This is a genomic window from Bacillus sp. FSL R5-0523 (genome assembly GCF_037975295.1).
In the GTDB taxonomy this organism is placed as follows: domain Bacteria; phylum Bacillota; class Bacilli; order Bacillales; family Bacillaceae; genus Bacillus; species Bacillus subtilis.
Genome location: NZ_CP150251.1, coordinates 2,461,375 through 2,484,736, shown reverse-complemented (window position 1 = coordinate 2,484,736; position 23,362 = coordinate 2,461,375). Strand labels below are relative to the sequence as shown.

General features: G+C 42.8%; 24 protein-coding genes. 23 read left to right on the top strand and 1 reads right to left on the bottom strand.

The annotated features are described in order from the left end of the window. The first annotated feature begins 42 nt into the window (after positions 1-42). From NYE53_RS12660 to NYE53_RS12550, 23 genes are all read left to right on the top strand, one after another. The gene (locus tag NYE53_RS12660; protein ID WP_339244985.1) at positions 43-1,356 is read left to right on the top strand and encodes a nodulation protein NfeD; all 1,314 of its coding nucleotides are present in this window, start codon (positions 43-45) and stop codon (positions 1,354-1,356) included. Positions 1,357-1,377: 21 nt separating this feature from the next. Continuing rightward, on the top strand, positions 1,378-2,373 hold the full coding sequence (floA, locus tag NYE53_RS12655) for a flotillin-like protein FloA (protein WP_251187919.1): 996 nt from the start codon (positions 1,378-1,380) through the stop codon (positions 2,371-2,373). A gap of 24 nt (positions 2,374-2,397) precedes the next feature. Beyond that, positions 2,398-2,817 carry a hypothetical protein gene (locus NYE53_RS12650; RefSeq protein ID WP_339244982.1) on the top strand — a complete coding sequence of 140 codons (420 nt, stop codon included), beginning with the start codon at positions 2,398-2,400 and terminating at the stop codon, positions 2,815-2,817. A 56-nt stretch (positions 2,818-2,873) separates the two neighbouring features. Continuing rightward, on the top strand, positions 2,874-3,155 hold the full coding sequence (gene yqfC, locus NYE53_RS12645; RefSeq protein WP_003226191.1) for a sporulation protein YqfC: 282 nt from the start codon (positions 2,874-2,876) through the stop codon (positions 3,153-3,155). Positions 3,156-3,173: 18 nt separating this feature from the next. After that, positions 3,174-4,370, top strand: coding sequence for a sporulation protein YqfD (gene yqfD / locus NYE53_RS12640; RefSeq protein WP_339244980.1), 1,197 nt, complete (start codon positions 3,174-3,176; stop codon positions 4,368-4,370). After that, entirely contained in the window at positions 4,367-5,326 is a 960-nt protein-coding gene (locus NYE53_RS12635) for a PhoH family protein (protein ID WP_014477373.1), read from the top strand. Before yqfD ends, NYE53_RS12635 begins: the two co-directional genes overlap by 4 nt. Before the next feature lie 78 nt (positions 5,327-5,404). Further along, a complete protein-coding gene (gene pgpH, locus NYE53_RS12630) occupies positions 5,405-7,540 on the top strand; it encodes a cyclic-di-AMP phosphodiesterase PgpH (RefSeq protein WP_339244977.1) in 2,136 nt (711 codons plus the stop codon). After that, positions 7,541-8,014 carry an rRNA maturation RNase YbeY gene (ybeY, locus tag NYE53_RS12625; protein WP_003230039.1) on the top strand — a complete coding sequence of 158 codons (474 nt, stop codon included), beginning with the start codon at positions 7,541-7,543 and terminating at the stop codon, positions 8,012-8,014. Further along, on the top strand, positions 7,995-8,366 hold the full coding sequence (locus NYE53_RS12620) for a diacylglycerol kinase family protein (protein WP_015384119.1): 372 nt from the start codon (positions 7,995-7,997) through the stop codon (positions 8,364-8,366). Before ybeY ends, NYE53_RS12620 begins: the two co-directional genes overlap by 20 nt. 118 nt (positions 8,367-8,484) lie before the next feature. Continuing rightward, a complete protein-coding gene (locus NYE53_RS12615; RefSeq protein WP_339244976.1) occupies positions 8,485-8,895 on the top strand; it encodes a cytidine deaminase in 411 nt (136 codons plus the stop codon). Further along, positions 8,876-9,781, top strand: a complete 906-nt coding sequence (era, locus tag NYE53_RS12610; RefSeq protein WP_003230051.1) for a GTPase Era — start codon at positions 8,876-8,878, stop codon at positions 9,779-9,781. Before NYE53_RS12615 ends, era begins: the two co-directional genes overlap by 20 nt. Before the next feature lie 147 nt (positions 9,782-9,928). Then, the gene (locus NYE53_RS12605; protein WP_003230053.1) at positions 9,929-10,072 is read left to right on the top strand and encodes a YqzL family protein; all 144 of its coding nucleotides are present in this window, start codon (positions 9,929-9,931) and stop codon (positions 10,070-10,072) included. A gap of 36 nt (positions 10,073-10,108) precedes the next feature. Continuing rightward, the gene (gene recO, locus NYE53_RS12600; protein ID WP_015384118.1) at positions 10,109-10,876 is read left to right on the top strand and encodes a DNA repair protein RecO; all 768 of its coding nucleotides are present in this window, start codon (positions 10,109-10,111) and stop codon (positions 10,874-10,876) included. Between the two features lie 297 nt (positions 10,877-11,173). Continuing rightward, positions 11,174-12,061, top strand: a complete 888-nt coding sequence (glyQ, locus tag NYE53_RS12595) for a glycine--tRNA ligase subunit alpha (RefSeq protein WP_003226213.1) — start codon at positions 11,174-11,176, stop codon at positions 12,059-12,061. After that, on the top strand, positions 12,054-14,093 hold the full coding sequence (gene glyS / locus NYE53_RS12590) for a glycine--tRNA ligase subunit beta (protein ID WP_339244972.1): 2,040 nt from the start codon (positions 12,054-12,056) through the stop codon (positions 14,091-14,093). The genes glyQ and glyS overlap by 8 nt, the downstream gene beginning before the upstream one ends. Positions 14,094-14,225: 132 nt before the next feature. Further along, complete coding sequence (gene ccpN / locus NYE53_RS12585; RefSeq protein ID WP_003237058.1) at positions 14,226-14,864, top strand: transcriptional regulator CcpN; 639 nt, start codon at positions 14,226-14,228, stop codon at positions 14,862-14,864. A gap of 25 nt (positions 14,865-14,889) precedes the next feature. Next, positions 14,890-15,702, top strand: a complete 813-nt coding sequence (locus tag NYE53_RS12580) for a pyruvate, water dikinase regulatory protein (protein ID WP_003230064.1) — start codon at positions 14,890-14,892, stop codon at positions 15,700-15,702. Positions 15,703-15,955: 253 nt separating this feature from the next. After that, complete coding sequence (locus NYE53_RS12575) at positions 15,956-16,450, top strand: YaiI/YqxD family protein (RefSeq protein WP_003230065.1); 495 nt, start codon at positions 15,956-15,958, stop codon at positions 16,448-16,450. Positions 16,451-16,483: 33 nt separating this feature from the next. Further along, a complete protein-coding gene (gene dnaG / locus NYE53_RS12570; protein WP_014480290.1) occupies positions 16,484-18,295 on the top strand; it encodes a DNA primase in 1,812 nt (603 codons plus the stop codon). 198 nt (positions 18,296-18,493) lie between these two features. After that, entirely contained in the window at positions 18,494-19,609 is a 1,116-nt protein-coding gene (gene rpoD / locus NYE53_RS12565) for an RNA polymerase sigma factor RpoD (RefSeq protein ID WP_003226225.1), read from the top strand. Between the two features lie 328 nt (positions 19,610-19,937). After that, entirely contained in the window at positions 19,938-20,300 is a 363-nt protein-coding gene (gene cccA / locus NYE53_RS12560; RefSeq protein ID WP_003230068.1) for a cytochrome c550, read from the top strand. A gap of 258 nt (positions 20,301-20,558) precedes the next feature. Then, complete coding sequence (gene trmK / locus NYE53_RS12555; RefSeq protein WP_069837638.1) at positions 20,559-21,209, top strand: tRNA (adenine(22)-N(1))-methyltransferase TrmK; 651 nt, start codon at positions 20,559-20,561, stop codon at positions 21,207-21,209. Beyond that, positions 21,202-22,323 (top strand): Nif3-like dinuclear metal center hexameric protein, encoded by a 1,122-nt coding sequence (locus NYE53_RS12550; RefSeq protein WP_021480046.1) that lies wholly within the window; start codon positions 21,202-21,204, stop codon positions 22,321-22,323. The genes trmK and NYE53_RS12550 overlap by 8 nt, the downstream gene beginning before the upstream one ends. A 22-nt stretch (positions 22,324-22,345) precedes the next feature. Here NYE53_RS12550 and NYE53_RS12545 read toward each other — a convergent pair whose 3' ends face one another. After that, positions 22,346-23,290: a 4-hydroxy-3-methylbut-2-enyl diphosphate reductase gene (locus tag NYE53_RS12545; protein WP_014477361.1), complete on the bottom strand. Its 945-nt coding sequence runs from the start codon at positions 23,288-23,290 to the stop codon at positions 22,346-22,348. Positions 23,291-23,362: the final 72 nt, after the last annotated feature.

The following is a 23,362-nucleotide window of genomic DNA, read 5'->3' as shown; positions in this document are numbered from 1 at the left end:
GAGAAGGCACTTATTATAAAAGGAAGGAGGGATACACCGCCCTTGCTTCAAATCAAAGGATTCCGTGCTGCTCTTTTGGGTATATTTTTGCTTTCTTTATTAGGCGTACAGCTGAACGCAAAAGCAGAAAAACAAACTGTTTATGTGATTCCGGTTGAAAAAAATGTCGAACAGGGTCTCGTCTCGTTTTTGTCCCGTTCGTTACAAGACGCAAAGGATGCACATGCAGACCATATTATTCTTGATATCAATACCCCGGGGGGATTGGTCAAATCTGCTATTGATATGGCCGATTTGATAACCGAAAGCGAGATCCCCGTAACTGCATATGTCAACAAACGCGCGTTGTCTGCTGGTGCATATATTGCACTTCAAGCAGATCACATTTATATGGCGCCTGGCGGAAAAATGGGAGCCGCTGCGATTGTTGATGGCCAAGGCAATGCCGCTGACCAAAAAGCTCAATCACTTTGGCTGGCAGAGATGGAAGATGCCGCAGTGAAAAATAACCGCGATCCAAAATATGCGCTCGCAATGGCTGACCCAGATATAGATGCCAAGGAAGTCGGCGCGCCTAAGGGAGATCTGCTGACACTTAACGCAGACAAGGCAATTGAGGTAGGCTATTCAGAAGGCACTGCTGACAATTTGTCCACGCTCGTAAAGAAGCTTGGGTTCGAAAAGGCGCAGATCAGCTATGCAAAGGAGAGCTTTGCGGAAAAGACAGCAAGATGGCTGACGAATCCGGTCATTGTCCCTATTCTGCTGACAATCGCTTTTTTAGGTCTGACGGTGGAGCTTTTTTCCCCGGGTGTCGGCCTCCCTGGAACGGCTGGATTCATTGCGTTATTGCTGTTCTTTTACGGGCATCTTGCAGCCGGCCTTGCCGGGTATGAGACGGTTCTCCTCTTTATAGCAGGGGTGATCCTCATCCTGCTTGAGATTTTTCTTCCCGGAGGAATCATTGGATTACTGGGCTTGGGAGCGATTATTGCGAGCCTGTTTTTAGCCGCGGGGAGCTTCACTGTCATGGCGGTTTCTCTCTTGATCGCCTCAGCTGTTTCGATTACAGCTTTTATTTTACTGACAAGGGTGTTGGGAAAGCGTATGAAATTCTTTAAGAAATTGATATTAAATGATTCTACAAATACGGAGAGCGGCTACGTTTCAAATCAAACGCGCACGGACTTAATGGGAAAAGTGGGTATAACCTTTACACCGCTGCGTCCTTCCGGTACCGTGATTATTGATGATGAACGCCTTGACGTTGTTTCGGAGGGATCGTTTACAGAAAAAGATAAAAAAGTAAAAGTGATTAAAGTAGAAGGCTCACGCATTGTCGTGAGAGAAATTTAAATAGAAACGAGGAGAAGTTATATGGATCCGTCAACACTTATGATTCTGGCAATTGTCGCAGTAGCGATCATTGTTTTGGCAGTATTTTTTACATTTGTGCCTGTAATGCTTTGGATTTCAGCTTTGGCAGCCGGAGTGAAAATCAGCATTTTCACTCTAGTTGGGATGAGGCTTCGCCGTGTCATTCCGAATCGGGTTGTTAACCCGCTGATTAAAGCGCATAAAGCGGGACTTAATGTTGGAACAAACCAGCTTGAAAGCCACTATCTGGCTGGAGGTAATGTTGACAGAGTCGTCAACGCGCTTATCGCCGCTCAGCGAGCTAACATTGAACTCACATTCGAGCGCTGTGCTGCCATTGATCTTGCAGGTCGGGACGTGTTGGAAGCTGTTCAAATGAGCGTTAATCCTAAGGTGATTGAAACACCGTTTATTGCCGGTGTCGCAATGGACGGGATTGAAGTGAAAGCGAAAGCGAGAATCACAGTAAGAGCGAATATCGAGCGCCTCGTTGGGGGAGCAGGGGAAGAAACCATTGTAGCTCGTGTAGGTGAGGGGATCGTTTCTACAATCGGTTCATCTAATAATCATAAAAAAGTGCTTGAAAACCCTGACATGATTTCTCAGACAGTCCTTGGAAAAGGATTGGACTCAGGAACTGCGTTTGAAATTCTCTCAATTGATATTGCAGATGTAGATATCGGCAAAAACATCGGTGCAATTTTACAAACCGATCAGGCCGAGGCTGATAAAAACATCGCGCAGGCAAAAGCGGAAGAACGACGTGCGATGGCTGTCGCTCAAGAACAGGAAATGCGTGCCCGCGTAGAAGAAATGCGCGCGAAAGTGGTAGAAGCCGAGGCGGAAGTGCCGCTTGCGATGGCAGAAGCTTTGCGTGAAGGGAATATTGGCGTCATGGATTACATGAATATCAAGAACATCGATGCTGACACAGAAATGCGTGATTCATTCGGCAAGCTGACGAAAGACCCTTCGGATGAAGACCGCAAATCATAATCTCTCTAAGAAGGGAGAACGCTGATGGAAGATTTACTGACCAATCCGCTTATTATTGCAGCGATCATCGGAATCATTTCTGCGATTTTCGGCAAAAAGAGCAAAGAAGAAAAGCAAAACAGCCAAAAAAGAAAAAAACCTCAACACGTGCAATCTGCTTCTCCTCAAAAGAAGCAGTCAAAAGAAGATGCCCCTGCACCTATCCCTAACCGTATGGAACAGGCAAGACGGGAAGCGGAAGAAAGACGCAGGGAAACAGCAAGAAACCTGAAAGGGCTGGAACGAGATCTTGCTGCTGCCAAACAAAAAACAGTATATACAAAACAAATGTTGCTTCAGGTGAATAAAGACACCGTCGTACAGGGGATCGTTCTAGGAGAGGTGTTCGGGCCTCCACGGGCGAAAAAACCTCACCGTACGATGCGCCCGGCCCGTAAAAATTAAAGTGTTAGAACCTCCTTTCAAATCATACATATGAGATGAAAGGGGGTTCTTTTTGTATGGGGCAAAGAAAGAATCGTATGAAAGCTTGGCTGACAAGAGCATTGGAAATTCCCCCGGACGTTATGATGGATCTGCCGAGGATTACAATGGTTGGCAGACTTCATATCTACATAGAAAACCACAGAGGTCTTTTGCTTTTCAGTGAGAATGAAGTGAGGCTGATGCTGAAGCAGGGCCAGTGCATCATATCTGGTAAAAATTTTGTCATCAAGGCGATTCTACCGGAAGAGATACTTTTGGAGGGTACGATTGATGTCGTTCGATATGTTGAGTCATAAAGCCGAGGGGGAAATATTGTGAAAAATAAATGGCTGTCTTTTTTTTCGGGTAAGGTCCAGCTTGAATTGACGGGAAGAGGGATTGAGCGGCTCCTTAATGAATGCACACGACAGGGGATTCCGGTCTTTCATGTCAAAAAAAAGAAAGAAGCCGTATCGTTATATATACAGCTTCAGGATGTACATGCCTTTCGGCGGGTGAGAAGTAAATTTAAATGTAAAGCCCGATTTATCAATCGGAAGGGTTTTCCCTTCCTGTTGATAAAATCAAAGCTGAATATAGGGTTTACGATCGGTTTTGCGATTTTTTTCATCCTTTTGTTTTTGCTGTCCAATATGGTGTGGAAAATTGATGTGACAGGCGCTAAGCCTGAAACAGAACATCAAATGAGGCAGCATCTTAATGAAATTGGCGTCAAAACGGGCCGTCTGCAGTTTTTAATGATGTCGCCCGAAAAAATACAGAAATCATTAACCAATGGAATAGACAATATCACTTGGGTCGGAGTTGATCTGAAGGGGACGACCATTCACATGAAAGTTGTGGAGAAAAATGAGCCCGAAAAAGAAAAGTATGTTAGCCCGCGCAATATTGTCGCTAAAAAGAAAGCAACCATTACGAGAATGTTTGTGCAAAAAGGACAGCCCATGGCCGCCATACACGATCATGTTGAAAAGGGGCAGCTGCTTGTTTCGGGACTGATCGGCAGCGAAGACTATCAGCAGGAAGTCGCCTCAAAAGCAGAAATTTACGGAGAAACCTGGTATAGATCAGAAGTGACAGTCCCGCTTGAAACATTATTTAACGTCTATACGGGCAAAGTAAGGACAAAGCACAAGCTTTCTTTTGGTTCTTTGGCAATCCCGATCTGGGGGATGACGTTTAAAAAAGAGGAATTGAAGCATCCAAAAACAGAACAAGAAAAGTATTCGCTTCATTTTCTCGGATTTAAGCTCCCTGTATCCTATGTCAAAGAGCAAACGAGAGAAAGTGAAGAGGCTTTGCGAAAATATACGAAAGAAGAAGCAGTTCAAGAAGGCATTAAATTGGGTAAACAGGATGTAGAGGATAAAATAGGCGAAAACGGCGAGGTGAAAAGTGAAAAAGTTTTGCACCAGACTGTTGAGAATGGTAAAGTAAAGTTGATTATTCTCTACCAAGTTATAGAAGATATCGTTCAAACCACACCTATTGTCAGGGAGACTGAAGAATGACAGAACATTTACTTGCGATGAATCAAAAACTGAAAAACCCGGACGAGGCGCTTTCACTCTTCGGGAACCAAGATTCTTTTTTGAAATTGATGGAGAAAGATCTGAATGTAAATATCATTACGCGCGGCGAGACGATTTATGTTTCAGGCGATGATGAATCGTTTCAGATTGCAGACAGGCTGCTGGGATCGCTCCTCGCTTTAATTCGCAAGGGGATAGAGATCTCTGAACGTGATGTGATTTACGCCATCAAAATGGCAAAGAAGAATGAACTTGAATACTTTGAAAGCATGTATGAAGAAGAAATTACAAAAAACGCAAAAGGCAAATCAATCCGTGTAAAAACAATGGGACAGCGGGAATACGTGGCCGCTATGAAGCGGAATGACCTTGTATTCGGCATTGGTCCGGCGGGAACCGGGAAAACGTACCTGGCTGTCGTAAAAGCAGTCCATGCTTTAAAAAACGGACATATCAAAAAAATCATTTTAACAAGACCTGCCGTGGAAGCCGGTGAAAGCCTCGGTTTTCTCCCAGGTGACCTAAAAGAAAAAGTAGATCCTTATTTGCGCCCGCTGTATGACGCTCTCCATGATGTGCTTGGGGCAGATCATACAGAACGTCTGATGGAAAGAGGCATCATTGAAATTGCTCCGCTCGCATATATGAGGGGACGGACGCTCGATGATGCTTATGTTATACTTGATGAAGCACAGAATACCACGCCTGCTCAAATGAAAATGTTTTTGACGAGACTGGGTTTTGGCTCTAAAATGATCATTACAGGTGACGTTAGCCAAATTGATCTGCCGAAAGGCGTCAAATCGGGACTTGCAGTAGCGAAGGAGATGCTAAAAGGAATAGACGGCATTTCTATGATTGAGCTGGACCAGACAGACGTGGTCAGACATCCGCTTGTTGCGAAAATTATTGAAGCATACGATAAGCAAAATTAATGCTGAATGACCCGATCGCGCGTTATCGGGTCATTTTTATGATTGCTTGTGGGCTTGATGTTTCAAGAGGAGGTTCTTGTGTTGAAAAAGAAGGCTAAGACCAAAAGCAGCTCAAAAAAATGGAGCAATTTTAAAAATGCCCGCTCCATGCATGTACTGCTGTATCTTCTGCTGGCTGCCATTATGTTTGCTTTGCTCTTTGTACATGTTAAGCCGGAAACACTTGATTTAGACCTGTTTTCAGTCAGCGACAAGACCATTTACGCTCCGGCAACCGTGGAAGATCAAAAAGCCACAGAGGAAAAAAAGCAAGCCGCTGAAGACGCGGTTGAAGATCAATATACATTAAAAAAAGAATACACAGATAATCGGATAGACCTAGTGTCATCAATATTCGACAGTATTAGTGAAGTGAAAAAATCATTGGAAGAAGGCAGCAAATCACCATCGGAAAAATCAATGGTCAAATCCGTAAAGGATAAATTGACGTCAGATGTGAATGATTCCATATCCGAGGATTCAATTAAGACATTGCTGAAAGCAGACAGTGAAGACTTTTCTTTTGTCAGAGATACGGTCATTACCGCAGTAAATACGGTCATGAGCAGTGAAATCCCTTCGGATAAACTATCTGATGCAAAGGATAAGGTAGAAAAAGAGCTAAAGAGCAATTCTATTCCGTCTAAATACTTGGGAGCCGCGACAGAAATCGGGCGTTTTGCTATTATTCCGAATTACGTCTTCGATCCGAAAGCAACAGAGGCAAAACGGCAGGAAGCCTCAGATAATGTCCAGCAGGTTCAAATCAAACAGGGGCAAGTGCTCGTGGAAGAAAATGACCTCATTGATCGGGAAGTGTACAGGAAACTTGAGCTGACCGGGTTATTAAATAACTCAAATCTCTTTAAACCGATCAGCGGGCTATTGATTATGATCGGACTTTTCATTGCAACACTTGTATATTATTTTGAAAAACAGAAACAAAATCTGAAGTTTAAAAACCAATCCATTCTGTTATTCTCGATTATCACAACACTTTTGCTTGTGATCATGGAGGTTGTCAGTTTGTTTCAGAAGATGGAGTATAATAATATCGGCTATCTGGTCCCCATTGCGGCCGGCGCCATCTTAATAAAACTGCTGATGAATGAACGCATTGCCATTTTGGGAAGTATCATTCTTGCGATTTGCGGAAGTATGATGTTTAATCAGGGTGTGACAGGAACATTCAATTATGTCATAGGGATTTATTATTTGATCAGCGGCATTTCAGGTGTATTATTTTTAGGAAAACACAATGCAAGATCAAAGATTTTGCAGACCGGGCTTTTCGTGGCGTTTATTAATATGGTTGTCGTTCTATCCTTATTATTGATCCAGAACACTGCGCTGTCGGGTCTTGAAATCGGCACGTTAATGCTCATGGGGGTTGTGTCGGGGTTTGCTTCATCTGTATTAATCATCGGCCTGATGCCGTTTTTTGAGACGGGCTTTGGCATTTTATCCACCATGAGGCTGCTAGAGCTGTCTAATCCTAACCATCCGCTATTGCGCAAAATACTGACGGAAACACCAGGTACATATCATCACAGTGTAATGGTTGCCAATTTATCAGAGGCAGCCTGTGAAGCGGTTGGGGCTAATGGTTTGCTTGCAAGAGTCGGCGCATATTATCACGATCTCGGAAAAACAAAGCGCCCGCAATATTTTATTGAAAACCAAATGAATATTGACAATCCGCATGACAAGCTGTCACCTCAGCTGAGTAAAAATATTATTATCTCGCATACGACAGACGGTGCGAATATGCTGAGAAGCTATAAATTTCCGAAAGAGCTTGTCGATATTGCTGAGCAGCATCATGGAACCTCGCTTTTAAAGTTTTTTTACTATAAAGCGAAGGAAAAAGGCGACCAGATTACAGAGGAAGAGTTCCGTTATCCGGGGCCGAAGCCGCAGTCAAAGGAAGCCGCAATTATATCAGTGGCCGACAGTGTTGAAGCGGCCGTCAGATCCATGCATAATCCAAATCCTGAACGAATTGAAAAGCTTGTCCGGGGTATTATATCCGATAAGCTTCAGGACGGACAGTTCAGTGAATGCGATTTGACATTTAAAGAGCTGGATACAATCGCAAAAACACTCTGTGCAACGTTAAAAGGAATTTTCCACTCCCGGATTGAATATCCGGAGGCTACTAAGAAGGTGAAATAGATGAGTTTACTGATTGATATCGTTGATGAAACGGGAAGCGTCTCAGAAGAGATGCTCAAAGAAGTAGAAAATCTGCTTCAATTTGCCGCTGAGCGTGAAGGCGTTCAGGATCAGGCTGAAGTTTCTGTCACGATTGTTTCCAATGATGACATACATCAGATTAACAAAGAATACCGGGGAAAGGATGCTCCGACAGATGTCATCTCATTTGCTCTTGAAGAAGAGGGAGAAGGCGAGATCGAAATCGTGGGCGCCGAAATGCCTCCGGTTTTAGGTGATATTATCATCAGTGCCGATCGCACAAGAGAGCAGGCAGAGGAGTATAATCATTCTTTTAAAAGAGAGCTCGGATTTCTAGCTGTACACGGATTTCTGCACCTTTTAGGATATGACCATATGACGAAAGAGGAAGAAGAGGAGATGTTTACTAAGCAAAAGGAATTGCTGGACGCTTATGGACTCAAAAGATCATAGAAATGAGCTGAAGCGATTCTTCAAAAGCTTCGTGCATGCAGGCCGGGGCATCTGGGAAACAGCGCGGACGGAGCGGAATTTCCAATTTCATGCCGCAGCCGCCTGCGCTGTTCTCATTTGCGGCTTCCTTGTAGAGCTCAGCATGATTGAGTGGATGATTATATTCCTTTTGATAGGCGGTATGTTTTCGCTTGAGCTTTTAAATACAGCCATTGAACATACGGTTGATTTAATAACTGACAAACATCACCCTCTTGCTAAAGCGGCCAAGGACGCTGCCGCCGGGGCTGTTTGCGTTTTTGCCGTGATTTCGTGTATCATTGGTTTACTTATTTTTTTGCCAAAGCTGTAATGGCTGAAAATTCTTACATTTATTTTACATTTTTAGAAATGGGCGTGAAAAAAAGCGCGCGATTATGTAAAATATAAAGTGATAGCGGTACCATTATAGGTAAGAGAGGAATGTACACATGAACAGACAAGAATTAATAACAGAAGCTTTAAAAGCGCGTGATATGGCATATGCGCCGTATTCCAAATTCCAAGTAGGAGCCGCTCTTCTTACCAAGGATGGAAAAGTGTACAGAGGCTGCAACATTGAGAACGCGGCATACAGCATGTGCAATTGCGCCGAGCGTACCGCTTTATTTAAAGCTGTTTCTGAAGGGGATACAGAGTTTCAGATGCTGGCCGTTGCGGCTGACACCCCTGGACCGGTATCTCCGTGCGGAGCCTGCCGCCAGGTGATTTCTGAGCTTTGCACAAAAGACGTTATTGTCGTACTGACTAATTTACAAGGACAAATAATAGAAATGACTGTGGAAGAATTATTGCCAGGCGCATTTTCATCGGAGGATTTACATGACGAACGAAAGCTTTAAATCAGGATTTGTATCCATTATTGGAAGACCAAACGTAGGAAAATCTACATTTTTGAACAGAGTCATTGGACAAAAAATCGCGATCATGAGCGATAAGCCCCAAACGACGAGAAACAAGGTGCAAGGAGTACTGACGACAGGCACATCACAAACCATTTTTATTGACACACCAGGGATTCATAAACCTAAGCATAAACTTGGGGACTTTATGATGAAAGTGGCGCAAAATACATTAAAAGAAGTCGATTTGATCTTGTTTATGATCAATGCTGAGGAAGGCTACGGGAAGGGCGACGAATTCATCATTGAGAAATTGCAGACGATGTCTACGCCTGTATTCTTAATCGTAAACAAAATCGATAAAATTCATCCCGACCAATTGCTTCTGCTAATTGACGAATACCGCAAACGTTATCCTTTTAAGGAAATTGTTCCGATTTCTGCTTTAGAAGGAAATAACATCGAAACCTTGCTCGCTCAGATTGAAGCGTATTTGCCGGAAGGGCCGCAATTCTATCCGAGTGACCAGGTAACTGACCACCCTGAGCGATTTATCATTTCTGAATTAATCAGGGAAAAGGTGCTGCATTTGACGAGAGAAGAAATCCCGCACAGCATTGCGGTGGCCATCGAATCCATCAAAGGGCAGGACAACGGTTCTGTGCACGTAGCCGCAACGATTGTGGTCGAGCGGGATTCTCAGAAAGGCATCGTGATCGGTAAAAAAGGAAGCCTTCTAAAAGAGGTTGGAAAAAGAGCGAGAGCGGATATTGAAGCACTTTTGGGCTCCCGTGTCTACCTTGAATTGTGGGTGAAAGTGCAGAAGGACTGGCGTAATAAAATGTCCCAGCTTCGCGATTTTGGCTTTAAAGAGGACGAATATTAATCTCTTCCCGTGTGTGTCATTATCTCACAGGAACAGGGATACATTAGCAAATTTTGTTTAACATGAAATGGAGGACATCTGGTCAAGATAAAGGTAAGAATTTGGAGTTTAGGTAAGCTAGTTTAACTACAGAAAGGTGGGTTTCTTGTGTTGAATTTTACCTGGAACGTATTTTCTCAAACAGGAAATGTTGATACGTATCTTCTTTTTAAAGAACTGGAAAAAGAGAACATGGAAAGACCCGAAGAACTAGAAGATGAGCTAGCCCGATTTGATTATCCAATTTTATAAACCTCTTGGCCGCTCCTGCTTGAGGAAGGTGCGGAAATGCTGACAAAATGTGAAGGAATCGTTCTTCGCACAAATGATTACGGAGAGACGAATAAAATCGTAACATTACTGACAAGAGAACACGGAAAAATAGGTGTTATGGCACGAGGCGCCAAAAAACCGAACAGCCGTTTATCAGCAGTCAGCCAGCCCTTTTTGTATGGTTCTTTCTTAATGCAAAAAACATCGGGCCTCGGAACGCTTCAGCAGGGGGAAATGATCCTCAGCATGAGAGGCATCAGGGAAGATTTGTTTTTAACAGCATATGCTGCCTATATTGCTGAGTTAGTCGACAGAGGCACAGAAGAAAAAAAGTCAAATCCTTATTTATTTGAATTCATATTAGAATCATTAAAACAGCTGAATGAAGGAACAGATCCGGATGTTATCACCTTCATTGTTCAAATGAAGATGCTCGGTGTCATGGGCCTGTATCCTGAGCTGAATCATTGTGTTCATTGTAAAAGCCAAGACGGAACCTTTCATTTCTCTGTTCGTGATAATGGTTTTATATGCCACCGCTGTTTTGAAAAAGATCCTTACAGGATACCGATTAAACCGCAAACGGCAAGGCTGTTAAGACTCTTTTACTATTTTGATCTGTCGAGGCTCGGCAATGTGTCCTTAAAAGAGGAAACAAAAGCTGAATTAAAGCAAGTGATTGATTTATATTACGAAGAATATTCGGGATTGTATTTAAAATCAAAGCGCTTTTTAGATCAAATGGAAAGCATGAAACATCTTATGGGTGAAAACAAAAGTTGACATTTGGTCCATCTTTTTATATGATCATTTATTATAAAATATGTTGCAGTGAGAGAAAGAAGTACTTGCGTTTACCTCATGAAAGCGACCTTAGGGCGGTGTAAGCTAAGGATGAGCACGCAACGAAAGGCATTCTTGAGCAATTTTAAAAAAAGAGGCTGGGATTTTGTTCTCAGCAACTAGGGTGGAACCGCGGGAGAACTCTCGTCCCTATGTTTGCGGCTGGCAAGCATAGAGACGGGAGTTTTTTGGTTGCTGCCGCAGTCAACTTATGAAAGAAAAGTGGAGGTGCTTGAAATGAATATTCAAGACATGATTCTAACCTTGCAAAAGCATTGGTCCAGTCAGGGCTGTGTGCTTATGCAGGCTTACGATGTAGAAAAAGGAGCCGGCACGATGAGCCCGTATACATTTTTGCGCAGTATCGGCCCTGAGCCGTGGAAAGTGGCTTATGTAGAGCCTTCCAGACGTCCTGCAGACGGCCGCTACGGGGAGAACCCGAACAGACTGTATCAGCATCATCAGTTCCAGGTCATTATTAAACCGTCTCCTGATAACATTCAAGAGCTGTATTTGGATTCCTTGCGTGCTCTTGGAATTGATCCGCTTGAGCACGATATTCGCTTTGTTGAAGACAACTGGGAGAATCCGTCTTTAGGCTGCGCGGGTCTAGGCTGGGAAGTTTGGCTTGACGGAATGGAAATAACACAATTTACGTATTTCCAGCAGGTCGGGGGATTAGAGTGTAAACCCGTTTCTGTAGAGATTACGTATGGAATTGAGCGTCTCGCGTCTTATATCCAGGATAAAGAAAACGTGTTTGACTTGGAATGGACGTCAGGGTTTACAGTAAAAGATTTATTCATGATGGCTGAATATGAGCATTCTGTTTATACGTTTGAAACATCAGACGTCGATATGCTGTTCCAATTGTTCAGCACATATGAAAAAGAAGCGATCAAGCAAATGGACAACGGACTTGTTCATCCAGCATATGACTATGTGCTGAAATGCTCGCACACTTTCAACCTGCTTGATGCCAAAGGTGCGATCTCTGTTACCGAGCGGACGGGCTATATCGCAAGAGTGCGGAATTTAGCTAGAAAAGTAGCAAAAACCTATTATGAGGAACGAGAAAAACTAGGGTTCCCAATGCTTAAAGGGGAGGGTTCTTCTCATGAGTAAACAGGATTTACTTTTAGAGATCGGATTAGAGGAAATGCCGGCGCGCTTTTTGAATGAAAGCATGGTTCAGCTTGGCGACAAGCTGACAGGCTGGCTTAAAGAAAAAAATATTACTCACGGTGAAGTGAAACTCTTCAATACACCGAGACGTCTTGCTGTGTTCGTGAAGGATGTCGCAGAAAAGCAGGATGATATAAAAGAAGAAGCAAAAGGGCCTGCGAAAAAAATTGCCCTAGATGCGGACGGGAACTGGACAAAAGCGGCAATCGGCTTTTCAAAAGGCCAAGGCGCGAATGTGGAAGACCTGTACATTAAAGAAGTAAAAGGCATAGAGTATGTATTCGTGCAAAAATTCCAAGCCGGCCAAGAAACGAAGTCGCTTCTGCCGGAACTGAGCGGTTTAATTACAAGCTTGCATTTCCCGAAAAACATGCGCTGGGGAAATGAAGATTTGCGTTATATCCGACCGATCAAATGGATTGTCGCATTATTTGGACAGGATGTCATTCCATTTTCGATCACAAACGTTGAGTCTGGACGGACAACACAGGGACATCGTTTCCTCGGACATGAAGTGTCAATTGAATCACCTTCAGCTTATGAAGAGCAGCTGAAAGAACAGCATGTTATTGCTGATCCTAGCGTCCGAAAGCAAATGATTCAATCTCAGCTGGAAGCAATGGCTGCTGAAAACAATTGGAGCATTCCAGTTGACGAAGACCTTCTTGATGAAGTGAATCATTTAGTAGAATACCCGACAGCTCTTTACGGTTCATTTGAATCAGAGTTTCTGTCAATTCCTGAAGAAGTGCTTGTCACGACAATGAAAGAGCATCAGCGCTACTTCCCTGTCAAAGACAAAAACGGTGACCTGCTGCCTCACTTTATCACAGTCCGAAACGGCAACAGCCAAGCGATTGAAAATGTGGCCCGAGGCAATGAAAAAGTGCTGCGCGCGCGTTTATCTGATGCGTCATTCTTCTACAAGGAAGATCAGAAACTAAACATTGATGCAAATGTGAAGAAGCTTGAAAATATCGTTTTCCATGAAGAGCTTGGTTCTCTTGCTGATAAGGTTAGAAGAGTCACATCAATCGCAGAGAAACTTGCCGTTCGTCTTCAGGCTGATGAAGATACATTAAAACATGTGAAGCGGGCTGCTGAAATTTCTAAATTCGACCTTGTGACGCATATGATATATGAATTCCCTGAACTTCAAGGAATTATGGGCGAAAAGTATGCGAGAATGCTTGGCGAAGATGAAGCTGTGGCTGCGGCAGTTAATGAACATTATATGCCTAGATCAGCGGGCGGAGAAACGCCTTCTACTTTCACCGGAGCTGTTGTAGCAATGGCGGATAAGCTTGACACAATCGCTTCATTCTACTCTATCGGCGTAATTCCGACCGGTTCCCAGGACCCTTACGGACTGCGCCGCCAAGCAAGCGGTATTGTTGCGATTCTTCTTGACCGCAACTGGGGAATTTCATTTGAAGAGCTGCTTACTTTCGTTCAAACCGATAAAGAAAATGAACTGCTGGATTTCTTCACTCAGCGCTTGAAATATGTCTTGAATGCTGAACAAATCAGACATGATGTCATTGACGCCGTGCTGGAAAGCTCTGAGCTTGAGCCGTACTCTGCGCTGCATAAAGCACAAGTACTGGAGCAAAAGCTTGGTGCACCTGGCTTTAAGGAAACAGCCGAAGCGTTAGGCCGAGTGATCTCTATCAGCAAAAAAGGAGTCCGCGGAGACATTCAGCCTGATCTGTTTGAAAATGAATACGAAGCAAAACTGTTTGATGCCTACCAAACAGCGAAGCAAAATCTGCAGGAAAACTTCAGCAAAAAAGATTATGAGGCGGCGCTTGCTTCACTTGCAGCCTTAAAAGAACCGATCGATGCTTACTTCGATCATACAATGGTTATAGCGGATAATGAGTCATTAAAGGCAAATCGTTTAGCGCAAATGGTAAGCTTGGCGGATGAGATCAAGTCCTTTGCGAATATGAATGCCCTTATTGTAAAATAAAGAGAGAAAAGGCGGTTGCTGTGTGATCGGTAATCGTCTTTTCCCCATTTATAAGTTTTTTGTTTGATTACAAGATATTTACGTTATAATATGGATTATTATTTCTTTACATAGCTATGAAGTGAAAAGGTGGTGAGTACGATCGAACTAAATAAACGGCAAGAACATATTTTGCAGATTGTAAAAGAAAACGGGCCGATTACAGGGGAGCATATTGCAGAAAAGCTGAACCTAACCAGGGCGACATTGCGCCCGGATTTAGCCATACTCACCATGTCAGGATTCCTCGAGGCGCGCCCGAGAGTCGGTTATTTCTATACGGGAAAAACCGGCACGCAGCTTTTGGCGGATAAACTCAAAAAGCTTCAGGTGAAAGACTTTCAATCTATCCCCGTAGTGATTCACGAAAACGTTTCTGTGTACGATGCGATTTGCACCATGTTTTTAGAAGATGTAGGTACTCTGTTTGTGGTGGACCGCGATGCTGTTTTAGTCGGGGTGCTTTCACGAAAAGACTTGCTCAGAGCGAGCATTGGCCAGCAAGAGCTTACATCGGTCCCTGTTCACATCATCATGACAAGGATGCCGAACATTACGGTGTGCAGACGCGAGGATTATGTGATGGACATTGCAAAGCACTTAATAGAAAAACAAATTGATGCACTTCCTGTCATCAAAGACACCGATAAAGGCTTTGAAGTGATCGGCAGAGTGACAAAAACAAATATGACCAAAATACTTGTCAGTTTATCTGAAAATGAAATCCTATAAGATTGCAAACTAACGGGGGGATAATATGAATAACCGCATCATCTATGTTGTATCGGATTCCGTCGGTGAAACGGCTGAATTGGTAGTAAAAGCAGCACTCAGCCAATTTAACGGATCGGCGGATGATACTCATGTAAGAAGAATTCCTTATGTGGAAGATATAGGCACTATCAATGAAGTGATTTCACTTGCAAAGGCAGACGGCGGCATTATCTGTTTTACACTCGTGGTGCCGGAAATCAGAGAATATTTGATAGCCGAAGCGGAAAAAGCAAATGTTTTATATTATGATATTATCGGCCCGTTGATTGATAAAATGGAAACAGCCTACGGTTTAACAGCGAAATACGAACCGGGGCGGGTGCGCCAGCTTGATGAAGATTATTTCAAAAAAGTGGAGGCCATCGAGTTTGCAGTTAAATACGATGATGGACGTGATCCAAGAGGGATTTTAAAAGCTGATATCGTTTTGATCGGCGTGTCAAGAACGTCTAAAACACCGCTGTCTCAATATCTCGCACACAAACGCCTGAAGGTTGCCAATGTTCCGATTGTACCGGAGGTTGATCCGCCGGAAGAACTCTTTAACGTTGATCCGAAAAAATGCATCGGTTTAAAGATTAGCCCTGATAAACTGAATCATATCAGAAAAGAACGTTTAAAATCACTCGGGCTTAATGATAAAGCGATTTATGCAAATATCAACAGAATCAAAGAGGAACTCGAGTATTTCGAAAAGATTGTGGATCGGATCGGCTGCCAGGTTGTTGATGTTTCAAATAAAGCGGTTGAGGAAACAGCAAATATTATCCATCATCTCAAAACAAAAAACATATAACTCAGGACGCTCTATCCTGGGTTTTTGGCTGTGCCAAAAGGGAATAATGAAAAACAATAGCATCTTTGTGAAGTTTGTATTATAATAAAAAATTGTGATAAAATGATTAATTTTAGGTTTAAGGATCGTGTGATACGAATAAACTATTATGGGTAAGATGTCAAGAATTTCTCCCGGAAATTTTTCGACAAATTCATATACATCCACAATAATAAAGGATGTGCGATTTTGCTTGCTTTTATGCAGGAGTTTAATGGAGGGATGGAGAATTACTCTTCTTAATGAACAAGAAAAGACGATTTTTGTCGATGCTGATGCTTGTCCGGTAAAAGATGAAATTTTACAAACAGCATCCGAGTATGAAGTTCAAGTTCTTTTTGTCGCTTCATTTGAACATTATCAGCTTTCCAGAAGCAATGAAGAAAAATGGAAGTATGTTGATCCTCATAAAGAAGCTGCTGATTTATATATCGCAAATCACGTGAAACCGGGAGATATTGTTGTGACGCAGGACATCGGATTAGCATCTCTGCTGTTGAACAGAAATGTCTCCGTTATGTCGGAAAGAGGTCGTCTTTACAAAGAAGACACGATTGATTTTGCTCTAGAGGGCCGTCATTTTTCCGGCAAACAAAGAAGAAAAGGCGTATATGCCAAAGGGCCTAAAAAATTGAATAAAGAAGATCGAGAACGATTTATTACACTGCTGCAAAAAATCCTGTCGAACGATGAAGGGATTTTGCACTAAAGCATCGAATAATGTACGACGGAGTGTTATAAGATGGGAAATCGGATACCAGATGAAATTGTGGATCAGGTGCAAAAGTCGGCAGATATCGTTGAAGTCATAGGTGATTATGTTCAATTAAAGAAGCAAGGCCGAAACTACTTTGGACTCTGTCCTTTTCATGGAGAAAGCACACCTTCGTTTTCCGTATCGCCCGACAAACAGATTTTTCATTGCTTTGGCTGCGGAGCGGGCGGCAATGTTTTCTCTTTTTTAAGGCAGATGGAAGGCTACTCATTTGCCGAGTCGGTTTCTCACCTTGCTGACAAATACCAAATTGATTTTCCAGATGATATAACAGTCCATTCCGGAGCTCGGCCAGAGTCTTCTGGAGAACAAAAAATGGCTGAGGCACATGAGCTCCTGAAGAAATTTTACCATCATTTGTTAATAAATACAAAAGAAGGTCAAGAGGCACTGGATTATCTGCTTTCTAGGGGCTTTACGAAAGAGCTGATTGATGAATTTCAGATTGGCTATGCTCTTGATTCTTGGGACTTTATCACGAAATTCCTTGTAAAGAGGGGATTTAGTGAGGCGCAAATGGAAAAAGCGGGTCTCCTGATCAGACGCGAAGACGGAAGCGGATATTTCGACCGTTTCAGAAACCGTGTCATGTTTCCGATCCATGATCATCACGGGGCTGTTGTTGCTTTCTCAGGCAGGGCTCTTGGCAGCCAGCAGCCTAAGTATATGAACAGTCCTGAAACCCCGCTCTTTCATAAAAGTAAACTGCTTTACAATTTTTATAAGGCCCGCCTTCATATCAGAAAGCAGGAAAGAGCAGTCTTATTTGAAGGGTTTGCTGATGTCATATCGGCCGTAAGCTCGGGTGTAAAAGAAAGCATAGCCACGATGGGAACGTCTCTTACAGATGATCATGTCAAGATCCTGAGAAGAAACGTCGAAGAAATCATTCTTTGCTATGACTCTGATAAAGCCGGTTATGAAGCCACCTTAAAAGCTTCGGAGCTTCTGCAAAAAAAAGGCTGCAAAGTCAGAGTTGCAATGATTCCTGACGGATTGGACCCTGATGATTACATCAAAAAATTCGGCGGGGAAAAATTTAAAAACGACATTATTGACGCCAGTGTCACCGTAATGGCGTTCAAAATGCAATATTTCCGAAAAGGAAAGAACCTGTCCGATGAAGGCGACCGACTAGCTTACATTAAAGACGTACTGAAAGAAATCAGCACGCTTTCAGGGTCTCTAGAGCAGGAAGTCTATGTAAAGCAGCTTGCTTCAGAGTTTTCGCTTTCACAGGAGTCTTTAACTGAGCAGCTGTCTGTTTTCAGCAAGCAAAACAAACCTGCTGACAATAGCGGTGAAACAAAAACGCGGCGAGCGCATCTGACGACAAAAGCAAGGCAAAAACGTTTGCGTCCGGCGTATGAAAATGCAGAAAGGCTGTTACTCGCTCACATGCTTCGAGATCGGAGCGTCATCAAAAAAGTGATTGACCGGGTAGGGTTTCAATTTAATATTGATGAGCACCGGGCATTAGCCGCCTATCTTTATGCTTTTTATGAAGAGGGAGCCGAGCTGACGCCTCAGCATCTGATGGCCAGGGTGACGGATGATCATATAAGCCAGCTCTTGTCTGATATATTAATGCTTCAGGTTAATCAAGAGCTTAGCGAAGCCGAGTTATCAGATTATGTAAAAAAAGTGTTGAATCAAAGAAATTGGTCAATGATAAAAGAAAAAGAGGCGGAAAGAGCCGAAGCCGAAAGGCAAAAAGATTTTTTAAGAGCTGCTTCTCTGGCTCAAGAAATCGTTACATTGAACCGATCTTTAAAATAACTGGAGAACTGATGAGGAGCATGTATTGGCAATGATTCCTTGCGGAGGAGCAAATAGATCGCTTAACCTCATCATGAATTGTCATTTCATTATTCGCACATTGTTAAAGGCAGTTCACATAGAAAACGCCTGAATGGACCGAATAAGAATCATACCGCTTATAGAATTCGTTGCAAGCTTTGGAAGGAGGGATCCATAATGGCTGATAAACAAACCCACGAGACAGAATTAACATTCGACCAAGTAAAAGAGCAATTAACAGAGTCTGGTAAAAAACGTGGCGTTTTGACATATGAAGAAATTGCTGAGCGTATGTCCAGCTTTGAAATTGAATCAGACCAAATGGATGAGTATTATGAATTTTTAGGTGAACAAGGTGTTGAATTAATTAGTGAGAATGAAGAAACAGAAGATCCTAATATTCAGCAGCTTGCCAAAGCCGAAGAAGAGTTTGACCTTAATGACCTAAGTGTACCGCCTGGCGTTAAAATCAATGACCCAGTTCGTATGTATTTAAAGGAAATCGGTCGGGTTAACCTTCTTTCTGCAAAAGAAGAAATCGCCTACGCTCAAAAGATTGAAGAAGGTGACGAAGAATCTAAACGCAGATTGGCTGAAGCGAACCTGCGGCTTGTTGTCAGTATCGCAAAACGGTATGTCGGACGCGGTATGCTGTTCCTTGACCTGATCCAGGAAGGAAACATGGGACTGATGAAAGCCGTTGAAAAATTTGATTATCGCAAAGGTTATAAATTCAGTACGTATGCTACGTGGTGGATCAGACAGGCGATTACACGCGCCATTGCCGATCAGGCGAGAACGATCCGGATTCCCGTTCATATGGTTGAAACCATTAATAAATTAATCCGTGTGCAGCGTCAATTACTGCAAGACTTAGGCAGAGAACCAACACCTGAAGAAATTGCCGAAGATATGGATTTAACGCCTGAAAAAGTACGCGAAATCTTAAAGATTGCTCAAGAACCGGTATCGCTGGAAACACCAATCGGTGAAGAGGATGACTCGCACCTTGGTGATTTCATTGAAGACCAAGAAGCAACTTCACCTTCTGACCACGCCGCATACGAGCTATTGAAAGAGCAGCTGGAAGATGTGCTTGATACGTTAACTGATCGTGAAGAAAATGTATTGCGTCTTCGATTCGGTCTTGATGACGGCCGTACAAGAACATTAGAAGAGGTCGGCAAAGTATTTGGAGTAACGAGAGAGCGTATTCGACAAATCGAAGCCAAAGCGTTGCGGAAACTAAGACATCCTAGCAGAAGTAAACGTTTGAAAGATTTCCTCGAATAAGATGGAACGGGTCTTGAAGATCCGTTCTTCTTTTTTTAAAAAGATATATGGATAATATGCCTTTATTTTACTGAAAAATGATGTCATTTGCAAATGGACATTGTGGTGAAAAATTTCAAAATCTAATTCCATATTTTCTATTGTAAGCGTATACAATACATTATACAATAGAATAAAAAGGATATTAGAGATTTAGGCATGTTTCTATTCAATTTTGTATAAAGTGTGAATAAAAAACTTTTGTATAGCAATCCATTTACTTTTTGTAAAAATAAGTTAGAATTAGAAGTGTTTACATAGGGGGAAGGATCAAAAAGGGGGAAGGGAAATGAAATGGAACCCGCTTATTCCATTTTTGCTGATCGCTGTTTTAGGAATTGGTCTAACTTTCTTTTTATCAGTAAAAGGACTTGATGACTCTCGGGAGATTGCAAGCGGAGGAGAAAGCAAATCTGCTGAAAAGAAAGATGCAAACGCTTCACCAGAAGAAATTTACAAGGCAAACTGCATCGCATGCCACGGTGAAAATTATGAAGGTGTTTCGGGTCCTAGCTTAAAAGGTGTAGGGGATAAGAAAGATGTCGCTGAAATTAAAACAAAGATCGAAAAAGGCGGTAATGGAATGCCTTCCGGTCTTGTTCCGGCCGATAAGCTGGATGATATGGCAGAGTGGGTGTCAAAAATTAAATAAAAGAACCATTTTTTTCTCTTTATACATTCACAGGCCGCCGAGATGTTCTCGACAGCCTTTTATTTTTGACTGCCGCGTGCAGACCCGCATCAAAAGAAATAATCTCAAAATCATTTGCTTCAGCTTGGATTCCGGGCTGATTTTTTATATGATAGTAAAGGAAAAAATGATTGAGAAAAGTTGTGATGACAAGTGAACGAATTAAAATTATCTAAACGATTGCAAACAGTAGCGGAGTACATACCGAATGGAGCGGTGATGGCCGATATCGGCTCTGATCACGCATACCTTCCTTGTTATGCGGTGCTGAATCATAAAGCCAGCGGGGCGATTGCCGGAGAAATAACAGACGGCCCATTTTTGTCTGCAAAGCGGCAGGTTGAAAAATCAGGCTTAAACTCGCACATTTCTGTAAGGCAGGGAGACGGACTGGAAGTGATTAAAAAAGGTGAAGCTGATGCCATTACGATTGCCGGAATGGGCGGGGCTTTGATCGCTCACATTTTAGAAGCGGGCAAAGACAAATTAACGGGGAAGGAACGGCTCATTTTACAGCCGAATATTCATGCTGTTCATATCAGGGAGTGGCTTTATAAAGAAGGATATGCGCTGATAGATGAGGTAATCCTTGAAGAGGACGGAAAGTGCTATGAGGTGCTGGTGGCAGAAGCGGGAGACAGGGATGCGGCTTATGACGGTATTTCTTTATCAGCCGGGATGCTCGTCGGCCCTTTCTTAGCAAAAGAAAAAAATGCTGTCTTTTTGAAAAAGTGGACACAAGAGCTTCAGCACACTCAAAGCATTTATGAACAGATTAGCCAAGCGGCGGATACAGAGCAAAACAAACAAAAATTAAAGGAGCTCGCCGATCGAATGGAGCTGTTAAAGGAGGTAATCGATCATGGTTAAAAGTGTAAATGGGCAGCAGATCATCCAGCTGTTTGAACAATTTTCCCCGAAAGCCTATGCGGTTGAAGGAGATAAAATCGGCCTGCAAATCGGCACTTTAAACAAACCAATTAAAAATGTGATGGTTACACTTGATGTGTTAGAGAGCGTTATCGATGAAGCGATTGAAAAAGAGGTTGACTTGATTATTGCACACCATCCTCCTATTTTCCGGCCGTTAAAGCATATTTCAACAGATCAGCCTGCCGGAAGGTTAATTGAAAAGTGTTTGAAGCATGATATTGCTGTTTATGCAGCTCATACAAATTTAGACGTTGCGGACGGCGGCGTGAATGATTTGCTTGCTGAAGCATTAGAGCTGAGTGAGACGGAAGTGCTGGCACCTACTTATACGGATCCTCTGAAAAAGCTGGCAGTTTACGTGCCGAAGGAATATGAAGAGCAGGTCAGAGCCGCGCTCGGAAATGCGGGGGCCGGCCATATCGGTGAATACAGCCATTGCGCGTTTTCATCTGAAGGAATCGGCAGCTTTAAGCCATTGGACGGAGCTAAGCCTTTTATCGGTGAAGTGGGAGAGCTTGAGCTTGTTCATGAAGTAAGGCTTGAGACTGTATTTCCTAAAAGCGTCGAAAAAGCTGTTATCAATGCAATGATAAAAAGCCATCCATATGAAGAAGTCGCTTACGATATCTATCCTGTCGAACAGACTCCCGCCGAAAAAGGGCTCGGCCGTGTCGGAACCCTTAAAAATGAGATGACGCTCAAGGAATTCGCTTTATTTGTGAAAGACAAGCTTGACGTCAATGGTGTCAGAATGGTGGGAGATGCTGACAGCATGGTGAAAAAGGTAGCTGTTCTTGGTGGAGATGGAAACAAGTATATTCATCATGCTAAACGAAAGGGAGCCGATGTTTACGTCACAGGAGATTTATACTTCCATGTGGCCCATGATGCGATGATGCTTGGCCTAAATGTGGTTGATCCGGGCCATTACGCGGAAAAAATCATGAAAGAAGGCGTCACGAGAAAACTGACATCAATGTGTAATGATAAAAAGTTTGACGTGAATATCTTTGTTTCTGAAACAGATACAAATCCATTTACATTTCTATAAAAAAACTGAGGCTTTTACAGCCTCAGTTTTTTGCTTTTACTTTTGGAAGTATTTTTTTGAGCGGTATATTATGTTCAGTTGTCCAAGTTGATGGATCTTCGTGATCAAACTGCTCTAAAAAGCGAATGACTTCTTTTGTGATCGGCGTCGGTGTGGAAGCTCCCGCTGTAACTGCAACCGTATTAACGCCTTTCAGCCATTCGAGCTTCAATTCGCTTAAGTCGCCGATCCGGTATGCTTTTGTCCCGGCTATTTCCTCTGACACTTGAGCAAGCCTATTTGAATTGTTGCTTTTCGGGTCTCCGACAACGATTGTTAAGTCCGCTTTTTTTGCCTGCTCTGATACAGCTTCCTGCCGCACTTGAGTAGCGAGGCAAATCTCTTGGTGATATTCGACATGAGGATATTTTTCTTTGACAAGCTCCATAATGTCGTGAACATCCCATTGAGACATTGTTGTTTGATTCGTCACGATTAACTTCTCTGCTTGGATATCAAGGTTTTTTACATCTTCTTCTGTTTCAACTAAGTGAACGATCTCCGGCGCTACGCCAACGGCTCCCTCAGGCTCTGGATGCCCTTTTTTGCCGATATAGATCACGTGATATCCTTTTTCTTTCATCTCTAAGATTAGATTATGAGTTTTCGTCACATCCGGACATGTAGCATCAATTGCGACTAACCCTTTTTCTTCTGCGATTCTTCTGACTTCGGGAGAAACACCGTGCGCAGTGAAAATGACAGTTCCTTTGTCAACCTGCTTTAAGATGTCCAGACGGTTAGAACCGTCCAATGTAAAAATCCCTTCCTCTTCAAACGCATCAGTGACGTGTTTATTATGAACAATCATCCCGAGTATATAGATGGGTCTTGGCAAGCTTTTATCTAGTGACGCATTTTTGGCAATGACCATAGCATCAACAACACCATAGCAATAGCCGCGCGGTGAAATTTTAATTACGTCCATTTTCGGTTGTCCTCCAATACTGAAGTGAGTAAAGGCAATATAAAAAGCCGTAATCAAACGGCTCTATTCTTG

Bases quoted from the DNA above. Each gene is read 5' to 3' on its own strand.
- rpoD (WP_003226225.1), top strand. From the start codon at position 18,494: ATGGCTGATAAACAAACCCACGAGACAGAATTAACATTCGACCAAGTA.
- NYE53_RS12575 (WP_003230065.1), top strand. From the start codon at position 15,956: ATGGAGGGATGGAGAATTACTCTTCTTAATGAACAAGAAAAGACGATT.
- dnaG (WP_014480290.1), top strand. From the start codon at position 16,484: ATGGGAAATCGGATACCAGATGAAATTGTGGATCAGGTGCAAAAGTCG.
- cccA (WP_003230068.1), top strand. From the start codon at position 19,938: ATGAAATGGAACCCGCTTATTCCATTTTTGCTGATCGCTGTTTTAGGA.
- NYE53_RS12580 (WP_003230064.1), top strand. From the start codon at position 14,890: ATGAATAACCGCATCATCTATGTTGTATCGGATTCCGTCGGTGAAACG.
- NYE53_RS12545 (WP_014477361.1), bottom strand. From the start codon at position 23,290: ATGGACGTAATTAAAATTTCACCGCGCGGCTATTGCTATGGTGTTGTT.
- NYE53_RS12615 (WP_339244976.1), top strand. From the start codon at position 8,485: ATGAACAGACAAGAATTAATAACAGAAGCTTTAAAAGCGCGTGATATG.
- NYE53_RS12620 (WP_015384119.1), top strand. From the start codon at position 7,995: ATGGACTCAAAAGATCATAGAAATGAGCTGAAGCGATTCTTCAAAAGC.
- glyQ (WP_003226213.1), top strand. From the start codon at position 11,174: ATGAATATTCAAGACATGATTCTAACCTTGCAAAAGCATTGGTCCAGT.
- trmK (WP_069837638.1), top strand. From the start codon at position 20,559: ATGGCCGATATCGGCTCTGATCACGCATACCTTCCTTGTTATGCGGTG.
- floA (WP_251187919.1), top strand. From the start codon at position 1,378: ATGGATCCGTCAACACTTATGATTCTGGCAATTGTCGCAGTAGCGATC.
- NYE53_RS12635 (WP_014477373.1), top strand. From the start codon at position 4,367: ATGACAGAACATTTACTTGCGATGAATCAAAAACTGAAAAACCCGGAC.
- ybeY (WP_003230039.1), top strand. From the start codon at position 7,541: ATGAGTTTACTGATTGATATCGTTGATGAAACGGGAAGCGTCTCAGAA.
- NYE53_RS12550 (WP_021480046.1), top strand. From the start codon at position 21,202: ATGGTTAAAAGTGTAAATGGGCAGCAGATCATCCAGCTGTTTGAACAA.
- era (WP_003230051.1), top strand. From the start codon at position 8,876: ATGACGAACGAAAGCTTTAAATCAGGATTTGTATCCATTATTGGAAGA.
- yqfC (WP_003226191.1), top strand. From the start codon at position 2,874: ATGGGGCAAAGAAAGAATCGTATGAAAGCTTGGCTGACAAGAGCATTG.
- NYE53_RS12650 (WP_339244982.1), top strand. From the start codon at position 2,398: ATGGAAGATTTACTGACCAATCCGCTTATTATTGCAGCGATCATCGGA.
- glyS (WP_339244972.1), top strand. From the start codon at position 12,054: ATGAGTAAACAGGATTTACTTTTAGAGATCGGATTAGAGGAAATGCCG.
- recO (WP_015384118.1), top strand. From the start codon at position 10,109: ATGCTGACAAAATGTGAAGGAATCGTTCTTCGCACAAATGATTACGGA.